This is a genomic window from Paenibacillus ginsengarvi (genome assembly GCF_003626695.1).
GTDB lineage: Bacteria > Bacillota > Bacilli > Paenibacillales > NBRC-103111 > Paenibacillus_AB > Paenibacillus_AB ginsengarvi.
The window spans coordinates 70311-96660 of record NZ_RBAH01000018.1 but is presented as its reverse complement, the minus strand read 5'-3'; the positions used below and the strand labels follow the sequence as shown (position 1 = coordinate 96660).

General features: G+C 48.1%; 15 protein-coding genes. All 15 read right to left on the bottom strand.

Annotated elements, in window-relative coordinates:
- Positions 1-21: 21 nt before the first annotated feature.
- Positions 22-426 carry a glycosyltransferase family 2 protein gene (locus D7M11_RS22600; RefSeq protein ID WP_120749537.1) on the bottom strand — a complete coding sequence of 135 codons (405 nt, stop codon included), beginning with the start codon at positions 424-426 and terminating at the stop codon, positions 22-24.
- 68 nt (positions 427-494) lie between these two features.
- Positions 495-1208: a response regulator gene (locus D7M11_RS22595; protein ID WP_120749536.1), complete on the bottom strand. Its 714-nt coding sequence runs from the start codon at positions 1206-1208 to the stop codon at positions 495-497.
- A 4-nt stretch (positions 1209-1212) separates the two neighbouring features.
- Positions 1213-2370, bottom strand: a complete 1158-nt coding sequence (locus D7M11_RS22590) for a sensor histidine kinase (RefSeq protein WP_120749535.1) — start codon at positions 2368-2370, stop codon at positions 1213-1215.
- Positions 2371-2474: 104 nt separating this feature from the next.
- Complete coding sequence (locus tag D7M11_RS22585) at positions 2475-5123, bottom strand: stalk domain-containing protein (protein ID WP_240041256.1); 2649 nt, start codon at positions 5121-5123, stop codon at positions 2475-2477.
- A 318-nt stretch (positions 5124-5441) separates the two neighbouring features.
- Positions 5442-6647, bottom strand: coding sequence for a methionine adenosyltransferase (gene metK / locus D7M11_RS22580; protein ID WP_120749534.1), 1206 nt, complete (start codon positions 6645-6647; stop codon positions 5442-5444).
- Between the two features lie 190 nt (positions 6648-6837).
- On the bottom strand, positions 6838-7110 hold the full coding sequence (locus D7M11_RS22575; RefSeq protein ID WP_120749533.1) for an alpha/beta-type small acid-soluble spore protein: 273 nt from the start codon (positions 7108-7110) through the stop codon (positions 6838-6840).
- Positions 7111-7202: 92 nt separating this feature from the next.
- Positions 7203-7877, bottom strand: a complete 675-nt coding sequence (locus D7M11_RS22570; protein ID WP_120749532.1) for a hypothetical protein — start codon at positions 7875-7877, stop codon at positions 7203-7205.
- A gap of 93 nt (positions 7878-7970) precedes the next feature.
- Positions 7971-10139, bottom strand: a complete 2169-nt coding sequence (locus tag D7M11_RS22565) for a hypothetical protein (protein ID WP_120749531.1) — start codon at positions 10137-10139, stop codon at positions 7971-7973.
- Positions 10140-10273: 134 nt separating this feature from the next.
- Complete coding sequence (locus D7M11_RS22560) at positions 10274-13405, bottom strand: S-layer homology domain-containing protein (RefSeq protein ID WP_120749530.1); 3132 nt, start codon at positions 13403-13405, stop codon at positions 10274-10276.
- 456 nt (positions 13406-13861) lie between these two features.
- A complete protein-coding gene (locus D7M11_RS22555) occupies positions 13862-19189 on the bottom strand; it encodes an S-layer homology domain-containing protein (protein ID WP_193556260.1) in 5328 nt (1775 codons plus the stop codon).
- 330 nt (positions 19190-19519) lie between these two features.
- A complete protein-coding gene (locus D7M11_RS22550; RefSeq protein ID WP_120749528.1) occupies positions 19520-20605 on the bottom strand; it encodes an MraY family glycosyltransferase in 1086 nt (361 codons plus the stop codon).
- Positions 20606-20815: 210 nt separating this feature from the next.
- Positions 20816-21922, bottom strand: coding sequence for a polysaccharide pyruvyl transferase CsaB (gene csaB / locus D7M11_RS22545; RefSeq protein ID WP_120749527.1), 1107 nt, complete (start codon positions 21920-21922; stop codon positions 20816-20818).
- Positions 21907-23877: a DUF5693 family protein gene (locus tag D7M11_RS22540; RefSeq protein ID WP_205127102.1), complete on the bottom strand. Its 1971-nt coding sequence runs from the start codon at positions 23875-23877 to the stop codon at positions 21907-21909. The genes csaB and D7M11_RS22540 overlap by 16 nt, the downstream gene beginning before the upstream one ends.
- Before the next feature lie 181 nt (positions 23878-24058).
- On the bottom strand, positions 24059-25771 hold the full coding sequence (locus tag D7M11_RS22535; protein WP_120749525.1) for a phospho-sugar mutase: 1713 nt from the start codon (positions 25769-25771) through the stop codon (positions 24059-24061).
- A 92-nt stretch (positions 25772-25863) separates the two neighbouring features.
- The gene (fabZ, locus tag D7M11_RS22530; protein ID WP_120749523.1) at positions 25864-26289 is read right to left on the bottom strand and encodes a 3-hydroxyacyl-ACP dehydratase FabZ; all 426 of its coding nucleotides are present in this window, start codon (positions 26287-26289) and stop codon (positions 25864-25866) included.
- Between the last annotated feature and the right edge of the window lie 61 nt (positions 26290-26350).

Here is a 26350-nt window from a genome sequence, read left to right as displayed (position 1 = left end):
ACCGCACTTGTAAGCGGTTAACTATTGAAATAGCGGCAAGTTTTGCAGCTCCTCCGCATTGCTGAGCCGCACAAGGACAACTTCCTCATTGGCGTAGCGCAGCATAACCTCATCCAGCTGAGACGGTCCGCTCCATTCGAGTATATCGAACTGATTCGTTCTGGTAGCGGCCATACGCTCCACTATCGCCACGGTCTCGTCCTCGGATTGTTCATCGATAACGACAATGTGAACCTCTCTTGCTTTGAACTGCGAAACAAACAATAGCGTCCGCAAATACCATTCGATATGCAAAGCGTTATTTCTCGTAATAAGCACGTAATGAATCGGATTCGGACGGCTCCGGCGCCACCGGTACCAGACAAGGTGGACCAGGGCGATCGCGAGCCCATACGTTCCGATAATCGACAGTAACCCGATGATCATAGCGGCACCCTCCCTTACCGCTAGTATATGCCGCTATGATGTCCATCGTTCCTGCGCGTTTGCTCTGGCTAGAGCGTTACCCAGCCGTTCTTGATCGCAATGATGACCGCCTGCGTGCGATCCTCGACCTCCATTTTTTGGAGGATGCTGCTGACGTGGTTTTTGACCGTCTTCTCGCTAATGAACAAAATTTCGCCGATCGACTTGTTGCTTTTCCCTTCTGCGAGCAAACGCAGCACTTCGGCTTCCCGGCGTGTAAGCGGGCTGTTCGGCTGATGTATATATTTTACTCCGGCTTCCTTAGGGGTCTGGTCTCCTCCGCCGATGCCATTCGGATCGAGATACGTCATTCGCCGCAGTTGGTTGATCAGCTTGCCGGTCACCTTCGGATGAATGTAAGCATGCCCCGCCACTACGGAACGAATGGCGTTGATCAGCGATTCGGCCTCCATATCTTTGAGCAGATAACCGGATGCCCCTTTGCGTAGCGTCTCGAACACATACGTTTCGTCATCGTGAATGGATAATATAATGACTTTGATCTCCGGGAAAAACTCCTTCAGCCTCTCCGTCGCCACAACCCCGTTCTCGACCGGCATATTAATGTCCATCAGCACGACGTCCGGGCGAAGCGAATTACAGAGCTCGACGACTTGTATGCCGTCCCCGCACTCGCCAACCACCTCAAAATCTTTTTCCATATTCAGTATTCGCTTGACGCCTTCTCGCAGCAGCTGATGATCGTCGGCGATCACGATTTGGACATTGCGTTTGGTTTCCATAAATTTACTCCTCTCTTTGTTCCATACTGATCGGAATGATCATGGTGAGTTTCGCGCCCGCCCCGGGCTCCGACTCGATATCCATTCGCCCCCCCAGCAGCTCGACCCGCTCTCGCATCCCCATGATGCCGAAATGCGAGTTGCCTCTCGCTATCATCGCTTCCAGCTTATCCAAGGCAAAGCCGACACCGTTATCCTTGACGACGATTTTGACCATGCTTATTTGATATGTAATTTCGATGCCGGCATGAGTCGCCTTCGAATGCTTGAGCACATTGGCAAGCGACTCCTGCACCAAGCGAAACACGGCAACCTCCATAGCGGACGGAAGCCGGGCTTCCACACCGACAACTTCGAAACGGGTATGAATTTTATTGCGGTCTTCAAAGTCTTGTACATACTTGCGCAGCGTTGGCATCAGCCCGAGATCGTCGAGAGCCATCGGACGCAAATTGAAAATAATTTTTCGTACTTCTTCGAGACCGTGACGCACCGCTCCCTTCAGATCGGAAAGCTCTTCCTTCAGATTGCTGTATTCTTTCCGGTCGATCATCAGTTCGGCGATTTCCGAGCGCAGCACCATATTCGCCATCGCCTGCGCCGGACCGTCATGAATTTCCCGCGATATTCGTTTGCGCTCCTCTTCCTGCGCTAAAATGATTTTGAGCCCGATGAGCTGGCGGTTTTTAGCCGTTTCGAGGATGCGGGTCACCTGATTCAAATCGCCGGACAAATATTCATGCACCACGTTCATTTGCCCGATCAGCGCTTCCGCACGTTCCACCGTCTTCTCGACGCCGCGAATCCGCTTCTGCAGCTCGTCCCTTCTGGCTCTCAGGTGATGCTCCTTTTCCCTGGCCATGATGAGCTGAAGCTGCATCTGGGTGGCCGCCTCATACGCAACCCGTATGTCCTCTTCCTTGAAGCGGTGGAAATCCCGGCTTACTTCCGTAAGCCGGAGTCGGGATCGTTTATATTCAACTTCTAGCTTGTCCACCTGGTCAATCGTCCGGGAAACTTCGTCCTTCACCTGATGCAGTTCCTTGGATAACGTCTCCCACTCGCTGCGGGCACTTTCGCAAATCTCAAACATTTGATATTTGCTAGTTTCCATGACTCCAATCGCATTTTTAATAACCTTGTCGATCGCGTCGAATTGCAAGCAACCCGTGCCCCTTTACCTATATGATAGGCTAGTAATCACATGTACTACATCATATACTACCATATTTCGACGGCGAGTGGACTGGGTTCATTGTACCTAATTTATTCCAATGTAATTCCGCGAGTCTTCTCATCCCAGGTCACCTTCCACCCCATCTTCTCGGAGATGATGCGAAGCGGCACCATCGTCCGCTCCGTCATGAGCAGCGGCGGCACTTCCGCGGTGACGGCTTCTCCGTCGGCGATCAGCTCGGTTTTATCCAGCCACAGCTCAAGCAGGTGATTATCTTTGACGATGATCACTTTACGTTGTTCGTCGACCCATGTCAATTGTCCGCCCATCGCTTCGACAACAAACCGGACCGGAACGAGCGTGTTGTCTTTGTAAATAACCGGAGCCTGATCCAGAACAAGCGATTTGCCGTTAACCGTCAGCGACTTCTGGTCAACCGTTAGTTTGACTATGTTCTTGACTGCTGGGGTAGACTTTTTATATTCGAACGCAAGATCGTCAAACGCGATTTGTCCTTTCAGTTCGCGCTCGTCATGTCCGTTTTCCGGATTGGCCACATACAGCCTGGTCATCGTAATCGGATAAGCGAAGTTGTATTTGGTCAAATCCGCACTGAGCGTCTTCCAATCGGACCAGTTGGCAAATTCGCTCAAGCCGATCAATTGCGTTTTGCCGGCGCTATCGACAACCTCTGCCCGAATCCAGTTGCGGCTGCTATCGCCCTTCACCTTCACACTGAACGATTCCGGCTGGCCCTCAATCTTAAGTCCGTCCGCAAACTTCGCATAAGCGACTGTCGTTCCTGTCCCTTTCGTAAAGTCATACTGCAGGACCAATGCTTGATTGCCGACCTTCGTACCCTCGAGACCTGTCGCTTTATACACGCTACCTACAACGCCTGCCGTCGAGGTAAAGGTAATAGGAGTCATGCCGTCGAACGTTTCTGCGACCTTGGAATCCACGATCGGCATTGTCAGCATGGTAGAAAACCCATCGTATCTGGCAATGATCCGCCCTTCCGTAACATCTTTATCGATGCTGTCGACCATCAGCCTGTTGCCTTCCACCCGGCCTTTGAAGCCGATAAACTCGAGGCTCATTGATTCGACCGGCAAATTCGCCTTCGCTCCCGATTTGGCTTGGACGCTTGCCGTCAGCGTGTATACCGAGTTCGCCATAAGCGATGTAGACGACGAGCTCAGCTTCAGGCTGGCGATATCTTTTCCGCCTATCACTTCGACATCGATGCTTTTGGTCGCTTTGCCCGATGCCACCGTGAGCTTCGTTTTACCCGCGGCCGAAGCCGTGAATACATTGCCCTGGAAGGCGCCGATCGGCTGCGAGGACGTCCAGCTTGCCGGTATTTCGTCAGCCTTTACCGAGTTGTAGTAATCGTCGTATGCTTTCAGACTGTAAGTCGCCTTCTGCCCGATAAACAGCGTAGTGGCTCCTTGGATGAGAACATCCCGGACTTGCCCTTTCGGCGATAACGAATATACGGCCAAACCGTTCACAACCGGACGCTCGTAACCGACATCCGCACTTACGAGAGACGTCTGGAATTCGCCAAGCGGTCTTGCCGCCATCTGCGTCGAGCCGCCGCCGTCCAGATTCATCCCCTTGTACACGCCGATTTGCACCATAAATTGCTGAAGCTCCGGCAATGTAAGTCCTGTATCCGCCGCAATCAGGTACGCGTACTGCTCATTCTGCGAGTAGCCGATAGCGGTCCGGGCAACCGGCGAGTAGCCGCTTACGCCCCCGACTTCATGAGAGAAAGGGGCTGGCTGACCTCCATCGACCAAAATCGTATGCCCGCCAATCATTGTTTTGAAGCTAGCCGCATCGTACTGCACCGCCGGATCTTGCGACAGCATCCTGTAGTCGGAGAAGATCGGCTCTCCCACTTTCAAATGCTGGGCGACAAACTCGTCCGCTTTCCCCGACGCACGCAAAATATATCCGTCTGCGGGCGCCACCATTTCGAATATGCCTGGACGTCTGATATCCTTGATAATGCCGTTCTGCACCAAAATTTCGGTTGGCACAGTAACCCCGTCGTTGGAACGGTCGGCCTGTCCCCAAGTGCTCGTATACATATAAAGGCCGTCTACCATGCTGTGTCCGCCTTCTTCATGGACACCATCATTCTCGTACCAATAGTACGTCTTGTTAATTCCTCCAAGCGGGTACGAAGCCCCATCCCTGGCGACGATTTTGCCCTGGAAGGTAAACATATCGATAACGGGCTTATTCTCTTTCGTCAAGGCAAAGGAATACCAACCGGTCAAATACGGCGGAGTCGCAACCAGTTTGCCGCCGCTCACTTGCGGCCCCATCGGCACCCCTTCCGCCTTCGTGTTGAAAAAATCTCCGTTAATGGCAGCTACGGCTCCTGTTTCATTCGCCATCTTGCGTACGTTTTGCTTCTTCGTCAATTGTCCGCCGGTACCGACAACCGTATCCAGCTTCACATAAGGATTTTTCAAATCCACCTCGACTACATTCACTTTGACGGAGACTGGCTGTTTGTTCCGGACGAAGCTCCAGTCGTACGTTTTGCGTATCGCTCCATACGTGAGCGGCTCCTGTGCGGTCAACAGTACCGGCGATTCGGCCGCTGTGGCCGCATAGATCGGCGATGATTGAACCCATGGCCCGACAACCATTGCGGCTGCCAGAAGCAACGCAGCAAGTTTCCTCCCCGGCTTGCTTTTGTTTCGTTTCTCTTGATGCAAGTATGATGCTCCTCTCCGAATCTCTCTATCTATATCCGTGATTTCGATCCAACTGTATAGACTCCTATTCCCTCGAAAAAGTTACGTCTCTATTCTACAATTCTATACATTCCGCCTCGCATAGGCGGATATAGGCAAGTCGTCCTACACGATCTTTTCTACCAGAAGTTTGACTGCACTCCTATTTGGGCTCGGATGTGTCGAATTTTGCGTGTACTTATATACTTCGAATCTAGTAGTCTTCTTTCTGGGGATCGCCACAGGCCAGGAGCAACAAAAAAAGCCGCTTAGCAGGAAGCGGCTCCTTGTTCATGTGAATTATGCGAAAGCTTGTTGCTTCAACACTTCGACTTTATCCGTTCTTTCCCAAGGCAAGTCGATATCGGTGCGGCCAAAGTGACCGTAAGCAGCCGTTTGACGGTAGATCGGTTTGCGCAGATCCAGCTCCTTGATGATGCCTGCCGGACGAAGGTCGAAGTTATTACGGATCAGCTCTTCCAGCTTCTCTTCACTAACTTTGCCAGTGCCGAATGTATCTACGTTGACCGAAACCGGACGAGCTACGCCGATTGCGTAAGCAAGCTGAATTTCCACTTTTTCCGCCAAGCCTGCAGCAACGATATTTTTCGCTACATAACGTGCTGCATAAGCTGCCGAACGGTCAACCTTCGTCGGGTCTTTACCCGAGAATGCGCCGCCGCCATGGCGAGCGTATCCGCCGTAAGTATCGACAATAATTTTACGTCCGGTCAGTCCGGCGTCGCCTTGAGGACCGCCGATTACAAAACGGCCTGTCGGATTAATGAAATATTTCGTTTGATCGTCCAGCCATTCGGACGGAACAACCGGTTTAATAACGTGCTCACGGATATCGCTTTGAATTTGCTCCAGTGTAATTTCTTCCGCATGCTGCGTAGAAACGACAATCGTGTCGACACGAACAGGCTTGTCGCCTTCGTATTCAACCGTTACTTGCGTTTTGCCGTCCGGACGCAAGTATGGGAGTGTACCGTTCTTGCGCACTTCCGACAAACGGCGGGCCAGACGATGCGACAACGCGATCGGAAGCGGCATCAGTTCAGGCGTTTCGTTAACGGCGAAGCCGAACATAAGGCCTTGGTCTCCGGCGCCAAGCGCTTCGATCTGTTCGTCCGTCATCGTTCCTTCTTTGGCTTCCAGCGCCTTGTCCACGCCAAGAGCGATGTCAGCCGACTGCTCGTTGAGCGATGTCAGCACCGCACAGGTGGAAGCATCGAAGCCATATTTTGCACGCGTATAGCCGATTTCCTTAATCGTATTGCGCGCAATAGCGGAAATATCGACAAACTCCGCAGAGCTGCTAATTTCGCCGATTACGAGGACAAGACCAGTAGCAACCGAAACTTCGCAAGCTACCCGGGCGTTAGGGTCATTTTGCAAAAAAGCGTCCAGCACCGCGTCGGAAATCTGATCGCAAATTTTGTCCGGATGCCCTTCCGTAACGGATTCAGATGTAAACAAGCGGCGACCGTTCTTCAAAGACATAAATCCATTCAACCTCCTGCAACAAGTATTTATCGTAAGAAAAACCTTTACGCGAAATAAGGCAAATGATGTCGAGCCAACAAGCAAAAAATGAACCTTTTCCGGTAGGAAAAGGTTGCGAATGCGATACCTTCAAATATTGATGTTACTGGATTTGTCCGATCCTGTCAATAAACGAATAAAGGCAAAATTATTGCATCCCGAACAAGGTTTGCTCTGCCTGCTGGACAAGTCTTCTCGTGATCGAGCCCCCTACGGCGCCTGCATCCCGGCTGGCGATATGTCCCCAGTAATCCTCCTTGATCGAACCCGAGGAGATCCCTCCGAGCTCCGTAGCAAACTCCACGTTTTCGAACTGAGACAACCCTCCGCCTACTGGAAGACCAAGCTCTGCTGCGATCTCGTATTTCATTTGATCGAGCGCCTTCCGGCATTCCGGAACCATTTTACGATTGCTGGCCATTTTCGGTTCACCTCCCTTAATGCTGGTGTACCGTTAGTATGGCTGCATGCAAAGGGATGAACCGTATGTATTGTTGTCAGAATGGGTAAAAATTATGGAGTCGTCTTCGCTCCGCCCTCTTTTAACAATAAATAACTGCCGCGAATCATAATGTAAATTTCGTCTTTGTTTTTCGGATCGGCCTTCACACCGCGTCCTTCATGGGGGATGACGAGCAAGTGATTGTTTTCAATGGCTGCACCTGCTGCTATATCTTTCCCTGCGGTTACATCCGGTATTCCATCGTCATTGCTTACCGCTATCGTTTTACCGGTGCGGACAATGATTTCCGAGCCGATACCACCATATAAAATCTGGCCGGCTTCGAGCTTAATAACTTCAAGTTGGGCTGTTCCGGCGGGTAGAGTCGGGGTAGGTTGTGCCGGTTGAGTTGATGTTCCGCCAGATGTATTCAACTGACTCAACAGCTCTTGTTTCGCTTTCGCCACTTCCGCAGCAATCAGCTCGTTTACGCGCTGCTCGGATACTCCCGTTCCTGTATTGGTCCCGGTTTGAGTTGGCGTCGTAGAAGGAGCTGTCCACTGTCCCCCGGTCAACTTTTTCAATTGTTCATCCAGGTAACTTTTGGTGACAAGTGGATCGTCTGCCGATCCAGGCTGTACGGCTCCATCCGCTTTCGATATGATGACCGCTTGTCCTGCATAGATGCCTGCTGCGATACCTAATCCAAGTATGCCGGTTAGAATAAGCTTGCGTGGTTGTACCAATTGGTTCGCCTCCTGACTATGGTTACATTCGACGCATGAAAAAAAGAATCCTTTCGACATTTGGAAAATGATCGAAAGGACTCAGAAGGTGGATCAGTCGGATACGATGAACCAATCAAAGTCTTGACTGGCGATTAATTTCTTTTCGCCTTGGTATTGATGATAAATGTTCAATTTGTACTTTTTTAAGTAGGTTACTTTAAAGATGAAGTTTTCATCGTTTTTCGTTAATTCTATAGTTTCCTTACCGATGCGAAGAGTGTCTTTACCATCCGTAGCGCCATCTTTTGTTTTCTCGACATTTAACGGCCAGCTCATAGTTGCTTTGCCATCAGCGTCAGCCAATTCAACAACCAACTTATAATCTTCGGAATTCACTTCATATTGTGCATCTTTTTCGAGCTCATAATTAAATTTTAATGTTATTTTTTGTTGGTCTACAGCTGTTGCAACTTTATTCACTTTCAAGTTATAAGGGAATAGATTGATTTCTTTTACAGCACTCAGCGCCTCTTTTTGTTCGCTTGGCAGGAAGAAAGAAACAGCATTGACGTAAGAGTCCGGCTTACCGTCTACTTGCGTAAACTTCCCTTCCGTAATTCCCTCACCCAAAATCAACTGGGTAATATCACTCGATTTATTGCTGGCTACTCTAGCCGATATAAAAAGCAACGCTTTACCAGAAGGACTTATTTTTGATTTGATATCCGAAATAGCTGCCGGGTAGATCGTTCCGTCGGAACCTTTAAAGTGTGCCACCAATTTAGAAAGTTCGTTCGCACGTTTTTCTAAATTTTCAACTTCTACCTGAGCGGTTACAATATCCGAACTTTTTCCTGGGAATGTGTTAACAGATTGGATTGTATAATCTCCGCTCCGTCCTACACCTCCTATTTTGAAATGTTCTTTCGGATTAACCAATGGGAGATTATCCATCTCAGAGTTAACTTTAAACTGAACTAGATCAGTTACGGTTCCCCCGGTGCTTCCGCTTGAACTACCAGTACCTGTGGTGGTACCTTCCTTTTCTTGAAGGTAAATCGTCAACTCTGAAAAATCATAAGTGTATGGAATTTTGCCCAACAACTGCAACCGTACTTCTTTCCCAGGCTGAAGACCAATTACATTATCGGTTTGTATCACTTTAACATCTACTTTGACGGAGTCATCGAGTTTAATATATCCGACTAAATTAGGTATCGGCATCGACTTATTTTCACTCGTTTTTAAGGAAATCATAGCCGAAATAATATCTTCGTCTTCCCATGGCATTCTTTGAATCGATTCTAACTTGGTTACATAAGCGCCGTCTTTATTGGAGAAAGATTGTTCTTTCTCCGTGGAAGTTTGATCTCCTTGAGATTTGGGAAGAGCAAATTCAACTATGGCTGCATTAATATTTGAATCTTCTCCGGTACTGGTTACTTCAGTAATAACCAACTGCCAACCTTCATTTTGTATAGAACGAGGAAGCTTGCCGCTTAGTGCGATCTCCTTTTTCATCAGTGGGTCGATCGTGGTGTTGTCGCCAACGCCAGTTGCTTGTAAAGGATAGGTTAGCCCATCTGCTGTCCGCAGCATAAACTTCAGTGCCGGGAGTTTTAGGCTTCTCGAATCTGTATTTTGAAGTTCAAGTAGTACAGACGGTAAATAGTTCTCTTCATTACTGCTCGTTGTAGCTTTTTTGATGTATCCTTGGATGGTTGTTTTGGCGATCTTGAAATTAGCTTTTGCACCGGCAGGTGCGACCGTACTGTATTCATCAGATGCTCTTAAGGAACCAAGTACTTTTTGATAATCTGTAGCCGAAAAATCCCATTTGATTACATTGAATTCCAAGTCCGATAATTTTGAGGTTGGAGTTACACTTGCATAAAATTGGATTTCTTGCGAGCCGCCTGCCGGAATCAAATTTTTGTCCTTGTCTTGCGGAATGACATTAACAGTGAATTTAGCACCTGCCGTAGTCTGCAATTTAATCCAATAATCGATAAATTGAATGTCACTTGAACTGCCATTTACGATTTTAATTGCAAACGTGACCAGATTGGAATCCGATCCCGGGGTTAGTCTTACATTCTTTATTTCAAAATAACTGCTATTATTGACCCACACAGAGCCTATAGAAGGGATATCGAATACATTTTCTGCTTCAGCCTGAACTCCATCTGCATATGTATACATCGGCGCAGCACTCGCCATTAGCGATAATGCCAGTACGGAGTGCATCGTTAGCCGCTTGAACTTGGATTTCTTTGTCATAAAAGGCCTCCTTTAACTCTACTAAAGTAATAGACGAATAAATGTGAAAATTGTTTCGTTTAGATTAAAAAATAGTTATATAAAAAGAAAAAGAAGACCTTTTCGGGTCTTCTTTTTCGGTAAAAATTTTATGATTACTTGTGTTCCGAGCGAGTAGTTGTAGCAGCGTTAGCGTAAATCGTAGTAGTTGCCGATTTACCTGCAGCATTAACCGAAAGGTCAAAAACAACTGTGCCGCCAGCTACTGTAGGTGTAGCAGTAACGTTGCCATATTGGTCAACTTTTGCAGTACCGCCAGATACGTTCGAAATACCAAACGTTGCACCCAACAGGTAGTTGTATTTTTGAGCAGTTGCATCTTCAAACGTTACATTGTAGTTATCAACGATGTTAGCGTTGATGAAGGCATTGAAGGTGAGCTTATCATTGTAAGCTTTAGCATCCCAAGATACTTTAGTTACATTCATAGCATCGCCTTTAACGGTTACGCTAGTATCCAAAGTTTTAGTTGAACCGTCCGGTGCCAAGAAGCTAACCGTTACAGTTGTTGTACCAGGTTTTACACCGATAACGTATGCTTTGGAGTTTCCGTTAGCTTGAGGAACAACCAAAGTGTTAACGATGCTCGAATCAGTAGGTTGGATCGAGATGATTTGTTTCGGAATTCCGACCGTTTCACCAGCTGCATTTTTAGCCGAAACCACTACTTCACGGCCAAATTTGCTGGTTGCTACGATTTGATCTTTTCTTTCGAACTTCTCTTCTACCCCTGCGCTGGTTTTATTATAAACAGCATCAGTTACAGAATAGTTGTTTTGGTCTTTTGCATTGTAAAGAGCTGCTACGGCATTCAAGCTGTAAGTCATGTCAGACGATGTAACGTTTGCTACAGTTACCGATCTTACAACTTTGCTGAGTTCCGTGCTGTCTTTCCACAGTTTTACTGTCAATTCTACTTTATAACCTTTTGCAGCATCAGTATTCTTAGCAGCAAATCTGTAAGTAGAACCGCCAAAACCAGTTTTTACGTCTGGACCAAATTCTTTTGCAGTACTGTCAAACTGTACTACGTTAGAATCAGCAGAATCAGCATCAGTAGTTACATAAGCAAGAGCGTTTGGCAAGGTTTCAACTTTATTACCTTTAGTAATACCAGTTACCAGATTGCCATTTGCATCATAAGTGTTTGCCGTAACTGTTACTTTAAATGTCGAACCGCTAGCGGAAATATTTCCTTGCGAGTCAACTTGGTTAACAGTATCCATTACTTTGCCATATTGGTCATAGATAGCATATTTGAATGCAGTCGAACCGCCTGGGGCAAGTTGTTTGCCTGGAACAGTTACTTCTTTAATGAAGTCCGGAATACGGGCTTGTTGAACCGTGAATGTTTTCGAAGCGTTGCTTTGAACATTAGCCGTAGCAATGAACACATTCAAGGAAACAGCGCTGTTCTTGCTTCCCGGAACATTATCCAGCAAAACTTTACCTTTATTTTCGCCCGATGCAACGAGTTGCGTCGAAGTGCTTGCATTGCTGGAAACCATGATACGCTTCAGGTTTTCATCGCTAACAAGATCTGAAGCACTCAATACATTACCTGCTGCGTCATAAGCAATAATCGGAACGTATACGTTCTTGTCGCCAGCGGCAATTACGTCACCTTCTGGTGCGCCGATTTCGACTTTAGTAGCGACTTTAGCGGACTTAACCGTAATTTTACCGCTAGCAGATGCCGCTTGGTTAATTACCGTAAACGTGTAATCGCCGTCTTTGTCAACATTTTTTGTCAAATTGATTTTCAAAATCGGAACATTATTGCCATTATCTTCAGTTGCATAGTTTACACCCTCAAGATAAGTGTTCCAAATTACAGTTGGCTTCAACTCACCCGTGCTGCCGATGTTCAATGCGTCGTATCCCATCGAACCGCCGTATTGGTCATACAGGTTCAAAGTGAACTTAACATTGTCGCCGCTGCCAGTAACTGCAGTACCGTTGGAGTACTGAGGATCGCCAAGTTCCAATTTGGAAAGAATCGGTGCAGTTCCAACTTTGAAGTTTTTTGTAGCCGATACGTGGCTGTCGTTATTGATAATCGTAAGAGTTACGATGCCAACGCCTTGCGATTGAGTAGTTGTGTCTACAGTCGCCAACAAGTAACCTTCAGCATCTTTGGTCAGCTTAGTTGCGCCGTATACATTGTAGTTACCAGCCGAGGACGAAGCATTTTCACCATATTGGTTCGATGCTTTGATTTTTACAACCGTATTTTTAGCGTAAGCAATCGTGTCGTTTGCATTAACGAAGTCGATCTTTTGTACTTTTTCGTCTTCTGCAGTGAATTTGCCTTCAGCAGTTTTGATTGCGGATGCATCCAAACCACCAAGAGTTACAGTATATTCACCAGCTTTGAGAGTAGTCTCAGTCAGCGTCAAAGTAGCTGTTTTCTTGTCGGCAGACCACTTCGTAGTAGTTGTAATGGCAGTCGAACCTTTTTTCAGCGTTACAGTCGCTTTAGAAGTGTCAACATCACGATCAAGTGCAACCGTTACGGTTTTAACACCAGTCGCTTTAACTTCTTTAACCGAAACTTGAGCAGGAACATTAGCTTTTTCGATTGCTTCTTTCGCGCCATAAGTAGCTTCTACCAGTTCGGAACGGATTGCGGACTTCGTGAAGTCTGCTTTCTCGCTCAGGAGGCCGTTAGCGATTGCAGTTGCAACATAACCTTTAGCCCAGCTAGATACGTTACCTTTAACCGCACCGCTGTTGTTCGGTTGCAAGCCCAATGCGCGAACTGCTACAGTAGCAAGTTGCTCAAGAGTAACTTCGCCGGACGGATTGAATACGCCGTCAGCTACGCCATCCATCAAGACAGGAGTCGCTTTCGATACTGCTTGGATGAAACCAGCGGACCAGCGGTCAGCAGCAACGTCCGTGTAGCTAGTACCGGAAACTTCTTTCAGGTCTTTCAGTTTAGCAAGGATTTTAGCCAATTGCTCACGGGACATGTTGGCATCCAGTTCGGATCCGTTACCTGTTCCGTCTTTATCGAAGATGCCAGCTGCGATCAAGGCATCCAATTTTTGTTGAGTCGTCAAAGTTGTATCAGCTGCAAATGCAACGGATGCGAATACGGACGACACCATAGCTGTTGCTACGAGTACAGACAAACTTTTTTTCATAACCTTTTTTTCTCCTCCTCGATTATCATCATACGATGTTTGAGTGTTTAGTTTTGATGGGAAGCTCTTGTTACTCATCGGCCAATTCACCTCCTTTCCAGAGTTTGAGCGCCACTTCTTATAAGGACTCTGTAACTTGTGTCACAGAAACTAGTAAACTGTCGAAATAGAAGACTAGCCACTATAACATTATACAATGGTACTTTCACAGCGTAAAGCAATAATTTGTGAAAAAGTACCACAGCGACTAGCTTTCTTATGTTCTTGTTGTGCGCTGTTTGCTAACTCAACTAATTAAACGCAGCGTTTCGAAAAAAGTTGCGACTTTTCGAAAAAAGTTTTCTATGTCTGCGCTCAGCCTCAGAATGAAGGTCTTCTTACATTTCGTATATCAGACCGTATAGCGTTTTGCTACAAACTCAGTATACCTGCATCCATCACATTCGTCATTACGAAGTATTTTCCATTGATGACCCTGATGAATAAAACGCAAAAATGCTGCCGGCCTAAGCCGACAGCAACATAAAGACAGTATTATTTTGGAATTTTCTTTTGGTTTTTCAGAACCCGGATCGCTACCGCCGCAGCCTCGGCTCTTGTGAATGTCTCGAGCGGATCGAAACGAACCGTCGCCTTAGTCTGGCCTTGCAACAACACGTTTTCTTTTCCTTCGATCAGACCGGCTTTGGAAACAGCTTCAACAGCAGTCCTTGCATAAATATCGATTTTGTCTCCGTCGGTAAACGTCTTTTGCAGACTGGCCGATACTTTGTCGATGTTCGAATCGGACGACAGTTTCAGATCCGCGGCTCTGGCGATCATAATGGCGGCATCCTGTCTGGTGATATCGCTATCCGGCATAAATCGCCCGCCGGCGGCACCGCGCACAATACCTGCCTTGGCAGCCGTCTCAATATACTTGTAGTCATACAGTCTGGTGAGCAAATTAACCCGCTGCACGTCAGTAAACGTCGGCACCTCGGTATAGTTCAGCGGCAAGTCGAAAATTTTCACGAGCATCGTCGCGAATTCTCCGCGTTTGATCGATTCGTTCGGCACAAAGCTCGAGCTCTCCTTATTGAGCATGTACCCCTTCGAATACAAAATATCGAGGTCGTTACGCGCCCAAGGATGTCCGGTTACGTCGTCAAAGCTCTTATCCATATATACGACCTGGTAATACCCGAACGTATCGAATGGAACCGTAATCGTATTTTTGCCGGTGTCTACGACGCCGCCAAGGTTTCTCCATCTGCCTTGAACGATACCCGTATAGTCTTCGTAAATATCAAAATGATAAACGCTCAAATACTTCCAAGCATCGTCCCGAATACTGGAATCGTACTTTAAGGTAAGCGTTCCGCGGTCCGTCGTTACGACCAAGTCTTCCTTCGTGCGAAGATAGAACTCTTCCTTGTCGTAAGGCAGCCGTCCGCTTCCGTTCAACGCTTTAATCATATCCGGCTCATTTTTCTTGATCGTCCCGGCATCGACCCAGAACAAATTGCTCGCAGAACGGAACCGTCCCGTGGTTTCCGTGAGCATCAACTTCCCTACTCCGTCGATATACGGATTGCCGTTTCCGATCTGGCCATCCGAAGCGGAAGGATGCTTGATTTTATCTACGCGTCCGTCTGATTTGCTTGCGATACCGTACAAAATTTTACGATCCGAAGTCAAATATTGATTAATCGCACCCGGCTCGTTACGCATAAAGTTGGTCCCTTTCGGGAATTTAAGCGTGAGCTGGCCGTCAAATACCGTTGTAGTCGACTGCAGAGGCGCTTTGTATTGTGCGCCTTCTATGGCCGTATCTGAGTTGTACAGTACGAAGCTGCCATTCGTCTTGATATTATTGCCACGAACTACAGTAAATTTCACCGTATTTTTTCCTGCTTTTAATCCGGTTACTTCATAGAAGAAATGATTTTTCTTGATGCCGTTTTCCGTTACCTCGCGTATCACAGCTTCTTCCTTGCCGAACAGTACCGAGGTTGCATTTTCGGCTTCGATCTCAATTTCAATATAATTGCTATTGATATTCGCTTGGTCTTCGTGTTTTTCGTTCTTAATCAGCTTCGGAGACTTAATGATATAAGGAAGCGGCTCTCTGTTTATCGTGATAACCTTAGTCACCGTAATGCCCGACGCGTTCGTAATCGAAAACTCGAAGATGGTATCTCCCGTTGCCTGAAGCGGTATAAGATTTGTTCGGAACTGCCCCTGATTGATGGTGCTAAAATAATAAGGATTGTTGACTTGCGGATCAAGGTTTCCGTAATTGCCGCCATAGCGACGATCAGACTTCACAACCGGTACTCCGTTTGCATCCTTCGTACGCACCGTCAGCTTGATTTCGGAAGCATTGGCAAATTGCCCGGAGAACGAAACTGCCGTTTCACTGGTCGCGTACGTATCCGGCTTGGTCGCCGCTATGAACTTTTTCACATCGGATGTTTCCACAGGATTTACCGAAATAAACTCCGGCGCATCCGTGCTGAATACGAATATTTCGTAAGATGCAGTCGTGACGAGAATCGAATTAATATAAATTTTAAAAATTAATGTGTTCTTGCCTTCGCGCAAATCGGAAACGGATAACGTAAAAGTCTTGTCAGCTGCAATATTAATTGAAGTATTAGGTATGCCGTTTAGCGTTACTTCAATCCGATCCGGTCGTGCCAAATCACTGCTTATATTCGGAACATTAACTATCCGACCGGATACACAGCTGCCGACAAGTCCCCCTTGCTCGCATACGATTTGGGTGCTTGGCGTTTTTACAACCATACCGTTATAAATATTATTTACAATTAGGTACGGCGTATTGGAGATCAGCATATCAAACTGTCTCTTACCTGAGAAGTTTTCCCCTGTTTTGGTTTTATCCACCCTTTGAGCGTCAGAACTCGGAATAACCGTCATTTGTGTAAATCCATTCGGTACATTGGCGGGAAGTTCAAAGGTGAATACCCGATATTCAACACCGTTGATTGTATCTTTCGATGATCCGTTCCAGCCCGCTGTCAAATAAACTTCCGAATTACTTGTGTACTCGCCCAAGTACACATTAAGCTTTTCCGTCTGAGCACTGGCAAGAGCGCGGAATGTCCTCGGCAATTCGGAAATATTGTTTACGTTTGACTCGGACATATTATCGACAGATTCCACGTATGGTAAGTCCGGATTGACATAATTAAAGGTATAGGCAGTTACTGGGATATCATCTGCATTTGAATTATAAAATTTAAATTGTACCAGTTGCGTACGGTCAGATGGGATGTCCACATCGGCAGAGAAATTAAACACTTTATATCTGCCCGGCTGGGACCACTCAGATGCTTCGCTCAGCTGTGTAGGTGCCGCACTTACACTATAAGTGAATGCATTGCCGACTATGGTGTCGTTGTAGAGCAAGCTTACTGTATAGGTACCATTCGATAAATCGACCGGCTTATTAAAGGTAGCCGTTCGCCCCGAAACAACCTGGGTCGCCATAGCCTCCATAATATAGGACGGATTATCTTCGGCAGCAAATCTCAGCTTCAATTTCGAAATATCTCGCCCCAAATTATTTCCCGTGATAGTCATTGTAGACCCTGATGTAGTAAATCCTGTTGGTGATGGATCAGCAATCGTAAACGGATATTGACCTAATGTAACTAATGTACCACTATTGTAAGCCAACTTGAGCAAGTAGTTTCCAGCAGTAAGGCCTGCAATTGTGGAGAAATCGACAATTGCAGTTTTCCCGTCTTGGGATACAGACGAAACCTTTGCGCTTCGCTGATTACTTCCGTCTTCGTTCATGACGATAGCCGACAATTTTAGTGCATCCAACATGCCGTCGCCTTGAATCGTAATCGACGCTGTGCTCACTTCAGCAAGTGTTACTTGCGGAATAGAAACAGACTGAATACTGGCGCTACTGGTAGCTTGTGATACATAAACCCCGTTTGTCACAGTGGATATTGGATTTGTCCAGTTAGCCAAAGTTCCGTCCGGATACCTCAGCTGCTTTTCAAACTCTAATTTGTAAGTTGCACCGGCTGTAAACTTGGTTTGGCCGTAAACAGGATTCAAGGGATCCAGATTGCTTAATGGCTGCAACAGAAGGGCATTTTCACGCGCTTCAAACACATTCACCAGAACGAAATCGCTGCTGTCATTAACATTCACAAGCTTCACATTACGATAATCGCTTGCGCTAGTTCCCAGATTCGTTCCGGAAACGTATATCGTTGTAGGTGAAGGGGTCTTCGTCACTCCGATCGTTCCGCCAAATGTAGCTGTAGGCAAAATCGGATCCTTCTTATCGATCTGAAACTCCTGTTCGGCAAGCGGTACGCTTTTGTATGCAATTTTGTACTTATACAGGCCATCCACCGTTGCAGTCGGACCGGCGAAACCTAACGTCATATTCGACGTATCGCCGGAAATCTTGGTAGCGGCCGATTGACCTGCAGGTTTACCGCTTAGGTCGGTATACGTAATTGTAAAATCAGCTTCGCTCAAACCCGTTCCAGTTACAACAAAGCTTGGTTGCGGTACCGGAGACTGACCTACCTTAATACTCGGGATGGTACTGTTCGTAATTTTCGGAAGCGGGTCCGTCGACTTATTTACTGCAATGGAAAAAGGTTCAGTGTGCAAAATCGGAGACTTGCTAGCTACCGTTCCTGCTCGTAAGCTCACTTTATACGGACCATTGTCCTTTATAAATGTGCCTTCCGGTATGGCATATACAGCTGCCGTTTGGGATGCATTTACAGCAACCGGACCTTTATCCTCCAGCACGCCTACCAACGCATCGTTTTTATCTGTCAGTGTAAGCAAAACCGAGTTGCTTAGCGCCTGACCCGAAACGAATATTCTCGTCGGACTATGCCCCTCATAAACAATATTAGGATACATAGAAGTTGTTCTCGGAGCCGCGGCCGCACCGGACAAGTTGTACGGTCCGAACTTCTGTCCTCCTACAAACACATCCACAAAATTGTACTGCAAGTCGCCAAGCGTAGTTAAATCATCTTTTAAAAGCGCCGATATATTAACTTTTGGCGTTGTTACCGTCGGATTTTTAATCAAGTCCTTCGTTGTTGGAGGACTACTGAGCGGCAACTCCGTTATTTTCGCATTAAAGGCAAACGGCAATCCGTTGTTGTAGATTAAATTTTTACTCATCTGATAAGTCTTCGTATTATTGACCGACATAATCGTCAGCGGGTTATCCCCGGCGCGCAGACGCAAATTGGCCGTCGACTGCGTATTATTGACGTCGTCCGCGATGAAGAAAAACTCGCCGCTGTTCAAGTAAGCGTTAATCGGATTCGGGTTGCCTTCCGTATACGCTTTGACTTCGGTAGCATTAGGCGCTGTACCGGAAATGTTCAATACGGTCGATTGACCCGGATTTTCCGGATACATTTTGCCGTCCTGGAACGGCTGGCCATTAATATTGAAGGTAGTCAGCGTCGTTGTAGGCGTGAAATAAACCCAGCCCGGAGCGGAAGAAATAACGCTCGTATCGCCGAGCTTTACTACAATTTTATTGAGACCTTCCGTAAGCAGTACGTTTTTGAATACGATATCAAATTGACCGGTCTTCTGAGCTTTGTTCGTTTTCTCTACAACCGGAGTTTTCGTCGTAGTCATATTCGTGATTTCGTAGTAAAGCTCACCTAATTGAGTGTCGCTTATATTTTCAATCGTGGCCGAAATATTAACCGGGTTGCTCGTGTATCGCGGAATCATGGAATCGTCAGCCGGCTGCGTATCCGACGTAAACAGCTCCTTGATCGTGATTCTTGCCGTGGCCGCATTGGCGGACATCGCCGGAAGCAGGCTCATCAGTATAGCCATAATGAGAGCTACGCTTGTCCACTTGCGCAAGTTGTTCCTCAAAGCTCTTCCTCCTCAAATCTTATTCAAAGTTACTTATGAACGTTTGTTTGTTCCTTCCCGCCTAGTTCTCTCCTGGCTCCCTTCTTTTTGTTCTTGTTTTGTTTATTCCTTATAAGGAGGAGTCGTCCTCCGAAAAAAGAATCTTGTAGTTTTGTTATCGGTCGGAATGGCCCGAAATTTAATAGATAGTTATGGAAAAGAATCAACAAAAAACCCAGCCTTCGCTGGGGTTTTAGGATCGATACAAGCTATTTAAGAAACGTTCTTCGATCTGTGGATCGATAAGCGTTATTTAGAAACATTTTTCGATCTGGAGCGTAAAAACAAATTGAGCACGGGACGATTGCTCTTGCCCACAATGCCGATCGCTTCAGCTCCGACCTGAAGCACGATCATGATCACTGCGATAAACACTACCGCCACCCATTGTGACGTTTGCGACAGCAAAATGGCGCAAAGCCCGAAGAAAACCGATACTCCGTATATAACAAGCACCGTATTCCGGTGTCCAAGTCCCATTTGAAGCAAACAGTGATGCAAATGGTTTTTATCCGCCACCGATATCGGCGTCTTGTTGAGCTTCCTGCGTACGATCGCGAAGAATGTGTCCGAAAGCGGGACGCCAAGAATCAAGATCGGTACGATAAACGAAACCAGCGTAGCCTGCTTAAATCCGAGTACCGATAAGGTCGCGAGGCAGAAGCCCAGAAATAATGCTCCCGAATCGCCCATAAAAATTTTGGCGGGATGGAAGTTGTAAAATAAAAATCCGATAATGCTGCCGAGCAGCAGTGCACTGAACAGGATAACCGTAACATTGCCCATCATGATCGCCATAACGAGCATGGTCGCATTGGCTATACCGGACACCCCGGCAGCCAGTCCATCCAACCCGTCAATCAGATTGACCGCGTTGGTAACCCCAACGATCCAGAATATCGTAAGCGGCGCACTGAGCCATTTCGTTTCGAACGAGTCGCCGAAAGGCAAGTTAACCAGATCGATCTGAATGTCGCCGTAAAAAACAATGACAAGCGCTGCTACAAGCTCGACGAAAAGTTTCGTTTTCGGCGACAGATCGAATCGGTCGTCAAGCGCTCCAACCAGCACAATAAGCGAACTACCGATCAGCAGAGCGGAGGCCACTTTCCAATTCAAATCATCCGTCATCGGCGCAATGACGAAGAATGCTCCTACAAACGCCAGAAATACGGCCAAACCGCCCAATCGAGGCATAATGCGCGTATGTACTTTACGCTGGTTCGGCTTATCTACCGCTCCCACTAGGAAAGCGAACTTTTTGACTGCAGGTGTCAGGATGACGGCTAATACGCAAGCTGCGATAAAACCGATGATGTAATAAACAAATTCCATCCGACTTACCCCACCCCCATCTCTATGTGTCGGTTCTTGACAAGGTCAAGAGACCAACGGACCCATTATACTCCGAAATGTGCGGAAACTCCACAGCGAAATTCAAGCAAAAAATGCGCGAAATGGGCAGTTTTGAATCCAATTCTGAAACTAAAGGGATTTTCTCATTCGGCCGACTGTTGTTTCTCCGCTTATCTTCGCGGCTCGCCTTTAGTATGCGCAGGTCGAGACGATTTGTTGCGCTGGCTGCCTCGCTTGTTTTTTCAACCGCTCGATTGCGGGCTCGGTTTGAGCTAGCCAATCTTCGGGATGATCGAGATGCTGCATAGCTTCCCGCACCACTTGATTCGGATCGAAACGTTCCGTCGTTGCCGCCGCAGCCAAGCCGAGCCGGTTCAAAAACTGATCGATCTTGGGATCGTATGATATTCCGATCAGCGGTACTTTCTGGGAGGCCGCATAGATCAAGGAATGGAGCCGCATGCCAATGAGAACATCGCAATCGCTTACTTCTCCTAGCATATCCTGAGGATGAATCGCATTCTGCTTGATCTCCATGTCGGAATGAACAGGCAGTGAGCCTATCCGTTCCATCACATAACTGGAGGCGTCTGCATCGTCAGGCAAGTGAAACGGAAGCATTCGGATGGTGACAGGCCGTTGTCCGGCAATGGACCGAAGCGCCTCTGCAAGCGCATCAAGTTCCGAACGATCTTTATTCCAAAATCGTACCGATACACCTACAACAGGCTTGGCACGATTCAAGCGTGCAAAACCGCTCTTCGGCGTTAATCCCATGACCGGATCAGGCACAACTTCGATCGTATTCCGCGTAATTCCCATACGTTTCAGCAAAGCAGCCGATTCCTCGTCGCGGACGGAAATATAACGGCACTTCTTATATACCGTTCGTATAAACGGGAAAAATAAAGGGCGCCGGACAGGACCGATTCCTTGCGCATATATAAAGGTAGGTTTGCGATAAAACTGCGCCAGCCGCAAAATAGCCAGATAATAGGGGATCGTTTTGATCCCCGTCGTATCCTGCAGCAAGCTTCCTCCCCCGCTGATCAGCCCGTCGCATTCGCGAATCGCCTGCGATACATCGGCAAAGCGCATCCGATGCACCGCTTTTACTCCGTACATCGCTGCCGTTTGTTCCGGTCGTATCGAGAGCACGACCGGCTCGATCCGGACGCCTTGCCGCTCGCCTTCGCTCTGAAGTGCAAGTAAAATCGATTGTAGTACCGCTTCATCTCCGCTATTGCCGAAACCATAATAGCCGGAAAGCACAAGTCGTCTTACCTCGGTGCCCATTTACGCCATCCTTTCTCAAGCAGCTCCCACACGAGGACGAAAACAATACTGAACAAGATACCGAAGCCAATGCCAAGCCCGACGCGAATAAACGAGATGTACAGCGGCGTGTGCAAATGGGCAAACGTATCGATGATCGAAAGCTGCCCCATGACGGCGCCGACGAACAAGAAGATGGCGTTTCTATATTTCATATACAGATAAGCGGCCAATATGAACAAAGGATGCGCGAACAAAAATTCTTTGAACCGGGGGCGTACGCCCAATCCGTTTTCCAAATAAGTCCGGATCAGCTTTTCCATCTGGGAAGCTTGTCCGGCATTGCCGGTTCTCGTCAAGTAATAGTAGAGGGCCCCACCGAACACTACGGCCAGCACAACCCAAATGACGGTAATTTTCGCGAACAAAATGGCCCGAATCCGTGCGATAATTTCACCCGGTTTTTTCGACTCGGCAAAAAATAGGGCGTAAACCCCGACAAGCGCAATCGGAAGGAGATGCAAAAGCGCCACGCCGCGGAACTGTTCCAGCACTAAATAGTACGTAATGCCGCTCAGCAACGCCACTACATAAAATACGCCGCCGACAGACATTAGCGAAGCCGCTACAAACACAAGCGTCGCTCGAACCCAGCCGGAACCGGACTTCCCTTCTCGAAGCCTGCGCAAATACCGGATGGCCATAATAGTCGCTAGCGTCGGGGCGCATACACCTACTCCGAAAGCCATCGCTTGCAGCGCAATCGAATTGGACAGCACATACAGCGCAAGAGAACCTAATGCTCCTAGCACAAACGCCAGCAACGTTAAGATCGGGAAAAACATGGCTATGGTAAGTGCAATTACAGCCGTTCCTGCAACGAGAAGCACCAGCTTGAGCGGCTTCAGCGATTCGCCGTGCACCACAAAAGCGTGAGCTTCGCCCATGTTATAGCCCAGACTTTCGATTCTGGCGATAGCTCCTTCCGTTTGATCCTCCTCGGAACCGGTCAAGCTTTTCAAGAGATTGTCCAGGTAATCGTTAATATACCCTTTATCGAGATCTTTGGCCGCTTTCGTATTTAAAAATAAAATACGCAAGTTCCGGTCTTTGACGGCCAGCACCAGCTTGTCTTCAATTAGCTCTGGCTTCAGATTGACCTCGGTATCGTACAGAGGGAACAACCGTACGATGTTGTAATCAAGCTGATCCGCAAATGAAATCGTAAAGCCTTTTTGCGGCGCCTTCAAGCGGTCGATGATGGCCGCACCGAATCCGTACTTCTTCAGAAGCTCGGCCGTTTCTTTCACATGGTTGTTGTCCGGGTTTTCGTCATAGCCAGTAACGGCGCTGCCATCGAATACGATCCGTTTTACGCCTCGGGAGCTTAACTTATGGAGTAATCCTTCAAGCTCCTCCTCGCTATATGGCTGCATCCGGTTCGACAGCCGCACGATCAGCCGGAAACCCTGATTTTGGAGCATATCCATCGTAATCGGGTCCGGTTCCATCGGCTTCGTGTTCGCCTCTTCATATGGAAGACTGATGATCAGCCCTGGACGGTTATTGTACGACCAGGAGCTGACGTTAATATCCAGCCGGTCCCTGTACGTTTTCTCGATAATCGGTTGAAGCTTGTCCCTGGCTTCAGTGGAAGTAAACAGCAAATAGGTGTAATTTTCCCCCGGCGTGAGCGGTTTGCCCGTTAACAGCGAATACTCTTGAGGCGTGTACACCTGGATGCGCCGGCTGTTTTTCAGTTCCTCCAGCGAGCTTTCATATACGGACATCGTGCCGATTCCGGCCTCTTTCATCAGCTTCAACTTTTCGATAATATAAGCATCGGGATTCGGGCGATAGATGGATACGTCGAGCAGGTCGCGATAATCGAATACCATTTCCACGTTTTTCGTGGACCGTTCCGTTTGAATTCGTTCGGAAACAAGCGGCACGGAAGCGATCAATCCGATCACCACGAGCCACCAAAGCCATTTGCTCGCAAGTTTGTTTAAGGTAACATACCGCTGAAGCAAGCCATTCACTCCTTGTTACTTGTCTTGTTGAAAACAATCCGAAACCCGGAAAACCTCTTCGGGCCGGCGCGACACAAGGTCCGTGCGGAACTGTCGCACCGTTCGAAGAGGCATGTTCCTTCTTTTATTGAAACTGATCGACTCTGGACATCACCGATACGCGAAGACGATCGAGGCGTCCCGCCGCATCCTCTCCGGAAGAGGCCTGTACGGCAAAATACATTTTAATTTTCGGCTCGGTGCCCGATGGACGAAGACAGAACCAAGAATGGTCCGCCAGCGTATACTTCAGCACGTTCTCGGCAGGAAGGCCGTCGATCCCTTTGGAATAGTCTTGTACGCGAACCACCGGTACGCCCGCTACTTCCGCCAAAGGATGAGACCGCCAGTCTTCCATGATCGCCTTGATTTTGTCCAGGCCGTCCTTACCCTTCATTGTCCGGGACTCCAGCGCTTCGCGGAAATAGCCATATTTCGTATATAGCTCCTGAAGTACATCGTACAGCGTTTTACCTTTACTTTTAAAATATGCAGCCGCTTCGCATATAAGCATCGAAGCGAGCACAGCGTCCTTGTCCCGGCAGTACGTTCCGGCCAAATAACCGTAGCTTTCCTCGTAGCCGAACAAGAACCGGTACTGCCCTGTACGATCGAACTCGGTCATTTTCTCGCCGATATATTTAAACCCGGTCAGCGTATTGATGACACGGACGCCATAACTTTCGGCGATGACCGCACCCATCTCGCTAGTGACGATCGTCTTGACGAGGACGCCATTATCCGGCAGTTCGCCGCGTTCCTTCAGGCTGCTGAGCACATAATAGGCCATAATCGCGCCGGATTGATTGCCGTTCAGTACGACGAATTCGCCTTGATCGTTTCGGACGACGGCTCCCATCCGATCGCAGTCGGGATCGGTTCCGATAATGATGTCCGGGTTCGTCTGCGGCGCCATAGCAAGCGCCATTGTAAAGGCTTCGCGTTCTTCCGGGTTAGGCGACTTCACGGTCGAAAAATTCGCATCCGGCTTCTCCTGCTCCGGAACAACAAACACATGGCGAAACCCGATCCGCTCCAGCACGGCGCGAACCGACAAATTGCCGGCCCCGTGAAGCGGCGTATATAAAATGCGGAAATCATCGCTTGTCGACTTAATAACGTCCGGGTGCAGACTTACGCTCGACACGGCCTGAACAAAAGCTTCATCTACCGTCTCGCCGATCCATTCCAGAAGTCCTTTGGCTTCGGCCTCGCTGCGCTCCATACGTTTTACCGCGGCGAACGAGGTGATTGCCTCAATCTGCGCAAGCACCTGCCCAGCATCGTGCGGGACCAGTTGCCCGCCGTCGCGGCCGTACACCTTGTAACCGTTATACTCGGGCGGATTATGGCTCGCCGTTATGACGATGCCTCCCGATGCGTTCAAATGCCGCACCGCGAACGACAGCTCAGGCGTAGTCCGAAGCGATTCGAACACATAAGCCTTCACTCCGTTGCCAGCGAGCACAAGGGCCGCTTCGAGAGCGAATTCCGGCGACTGGTTCCGCGAATCATAAGCGATTACGACCGAGCCCGGTTTCCTCTGGGCTTGCCCGATAATAAATTGCGCCAGACCTTGGGTTGCCTTCGCCACCGTATATCGGTTCATCCGATTCGTACCGGCTCCGATAACCCCGCGCAGTCCGCCTGTGCCGAACTCGAGATCCCGATAAAATCGGTCCTCCAATTCCTTGTCGCTGCCCCGCAGCGATTCCAACTCCTGCTTCGTATGTTCATCAATGAAAGAATCGTTCATCCAAATCTCGTATTGCTTCATCGCATGATCCAAACTCAACATGCATCTCTCCCGGTCTCAAAATAGTAACAGCCTAAGACGAGGTCTTCTCTATCGCGTATGCACATTGTCGTAAGGCTACAGGTGCTGGGCGCCTACGGATTGGCGAGCGCAAACATCAGTTCACCTTCGGCAACAACCTTGTCCCCGACTTTGGCAACGCCTCGGCCTTTGCCGATCGTGCCTTTCATCCGGGTAATTTCCATTTCCAGAATGAGCGTATCCCCCGGTTTTACCTGATCGCGGAAGCGAAACCCGTCAATACCGGCAAGCAGGCCGATTTTGCCGCGATTCCCTTCGGAACTGAGCATCGCTACCGCAGCTACCTGGGCAAGCGCCTCCGCGATGAGTACACCCGGCATGACCGGATATCCGGGAAAGTGGCCGTTAAAAAACGGCTCGTTAATCGTTACGTTTTTCAAACCGACGGCGCGGACCCCTTCCTGGATTTCCAAAATGCGATCCACAAGCAGGAATGGATAACGATGAGGAATCGTTTCCTGAATTTGCGTAATGTCCATAAACGGGATCGGCCCCTTTCTGCCTTCTTGTATAAAATGGCGTCCATTAACTTAGACTAGA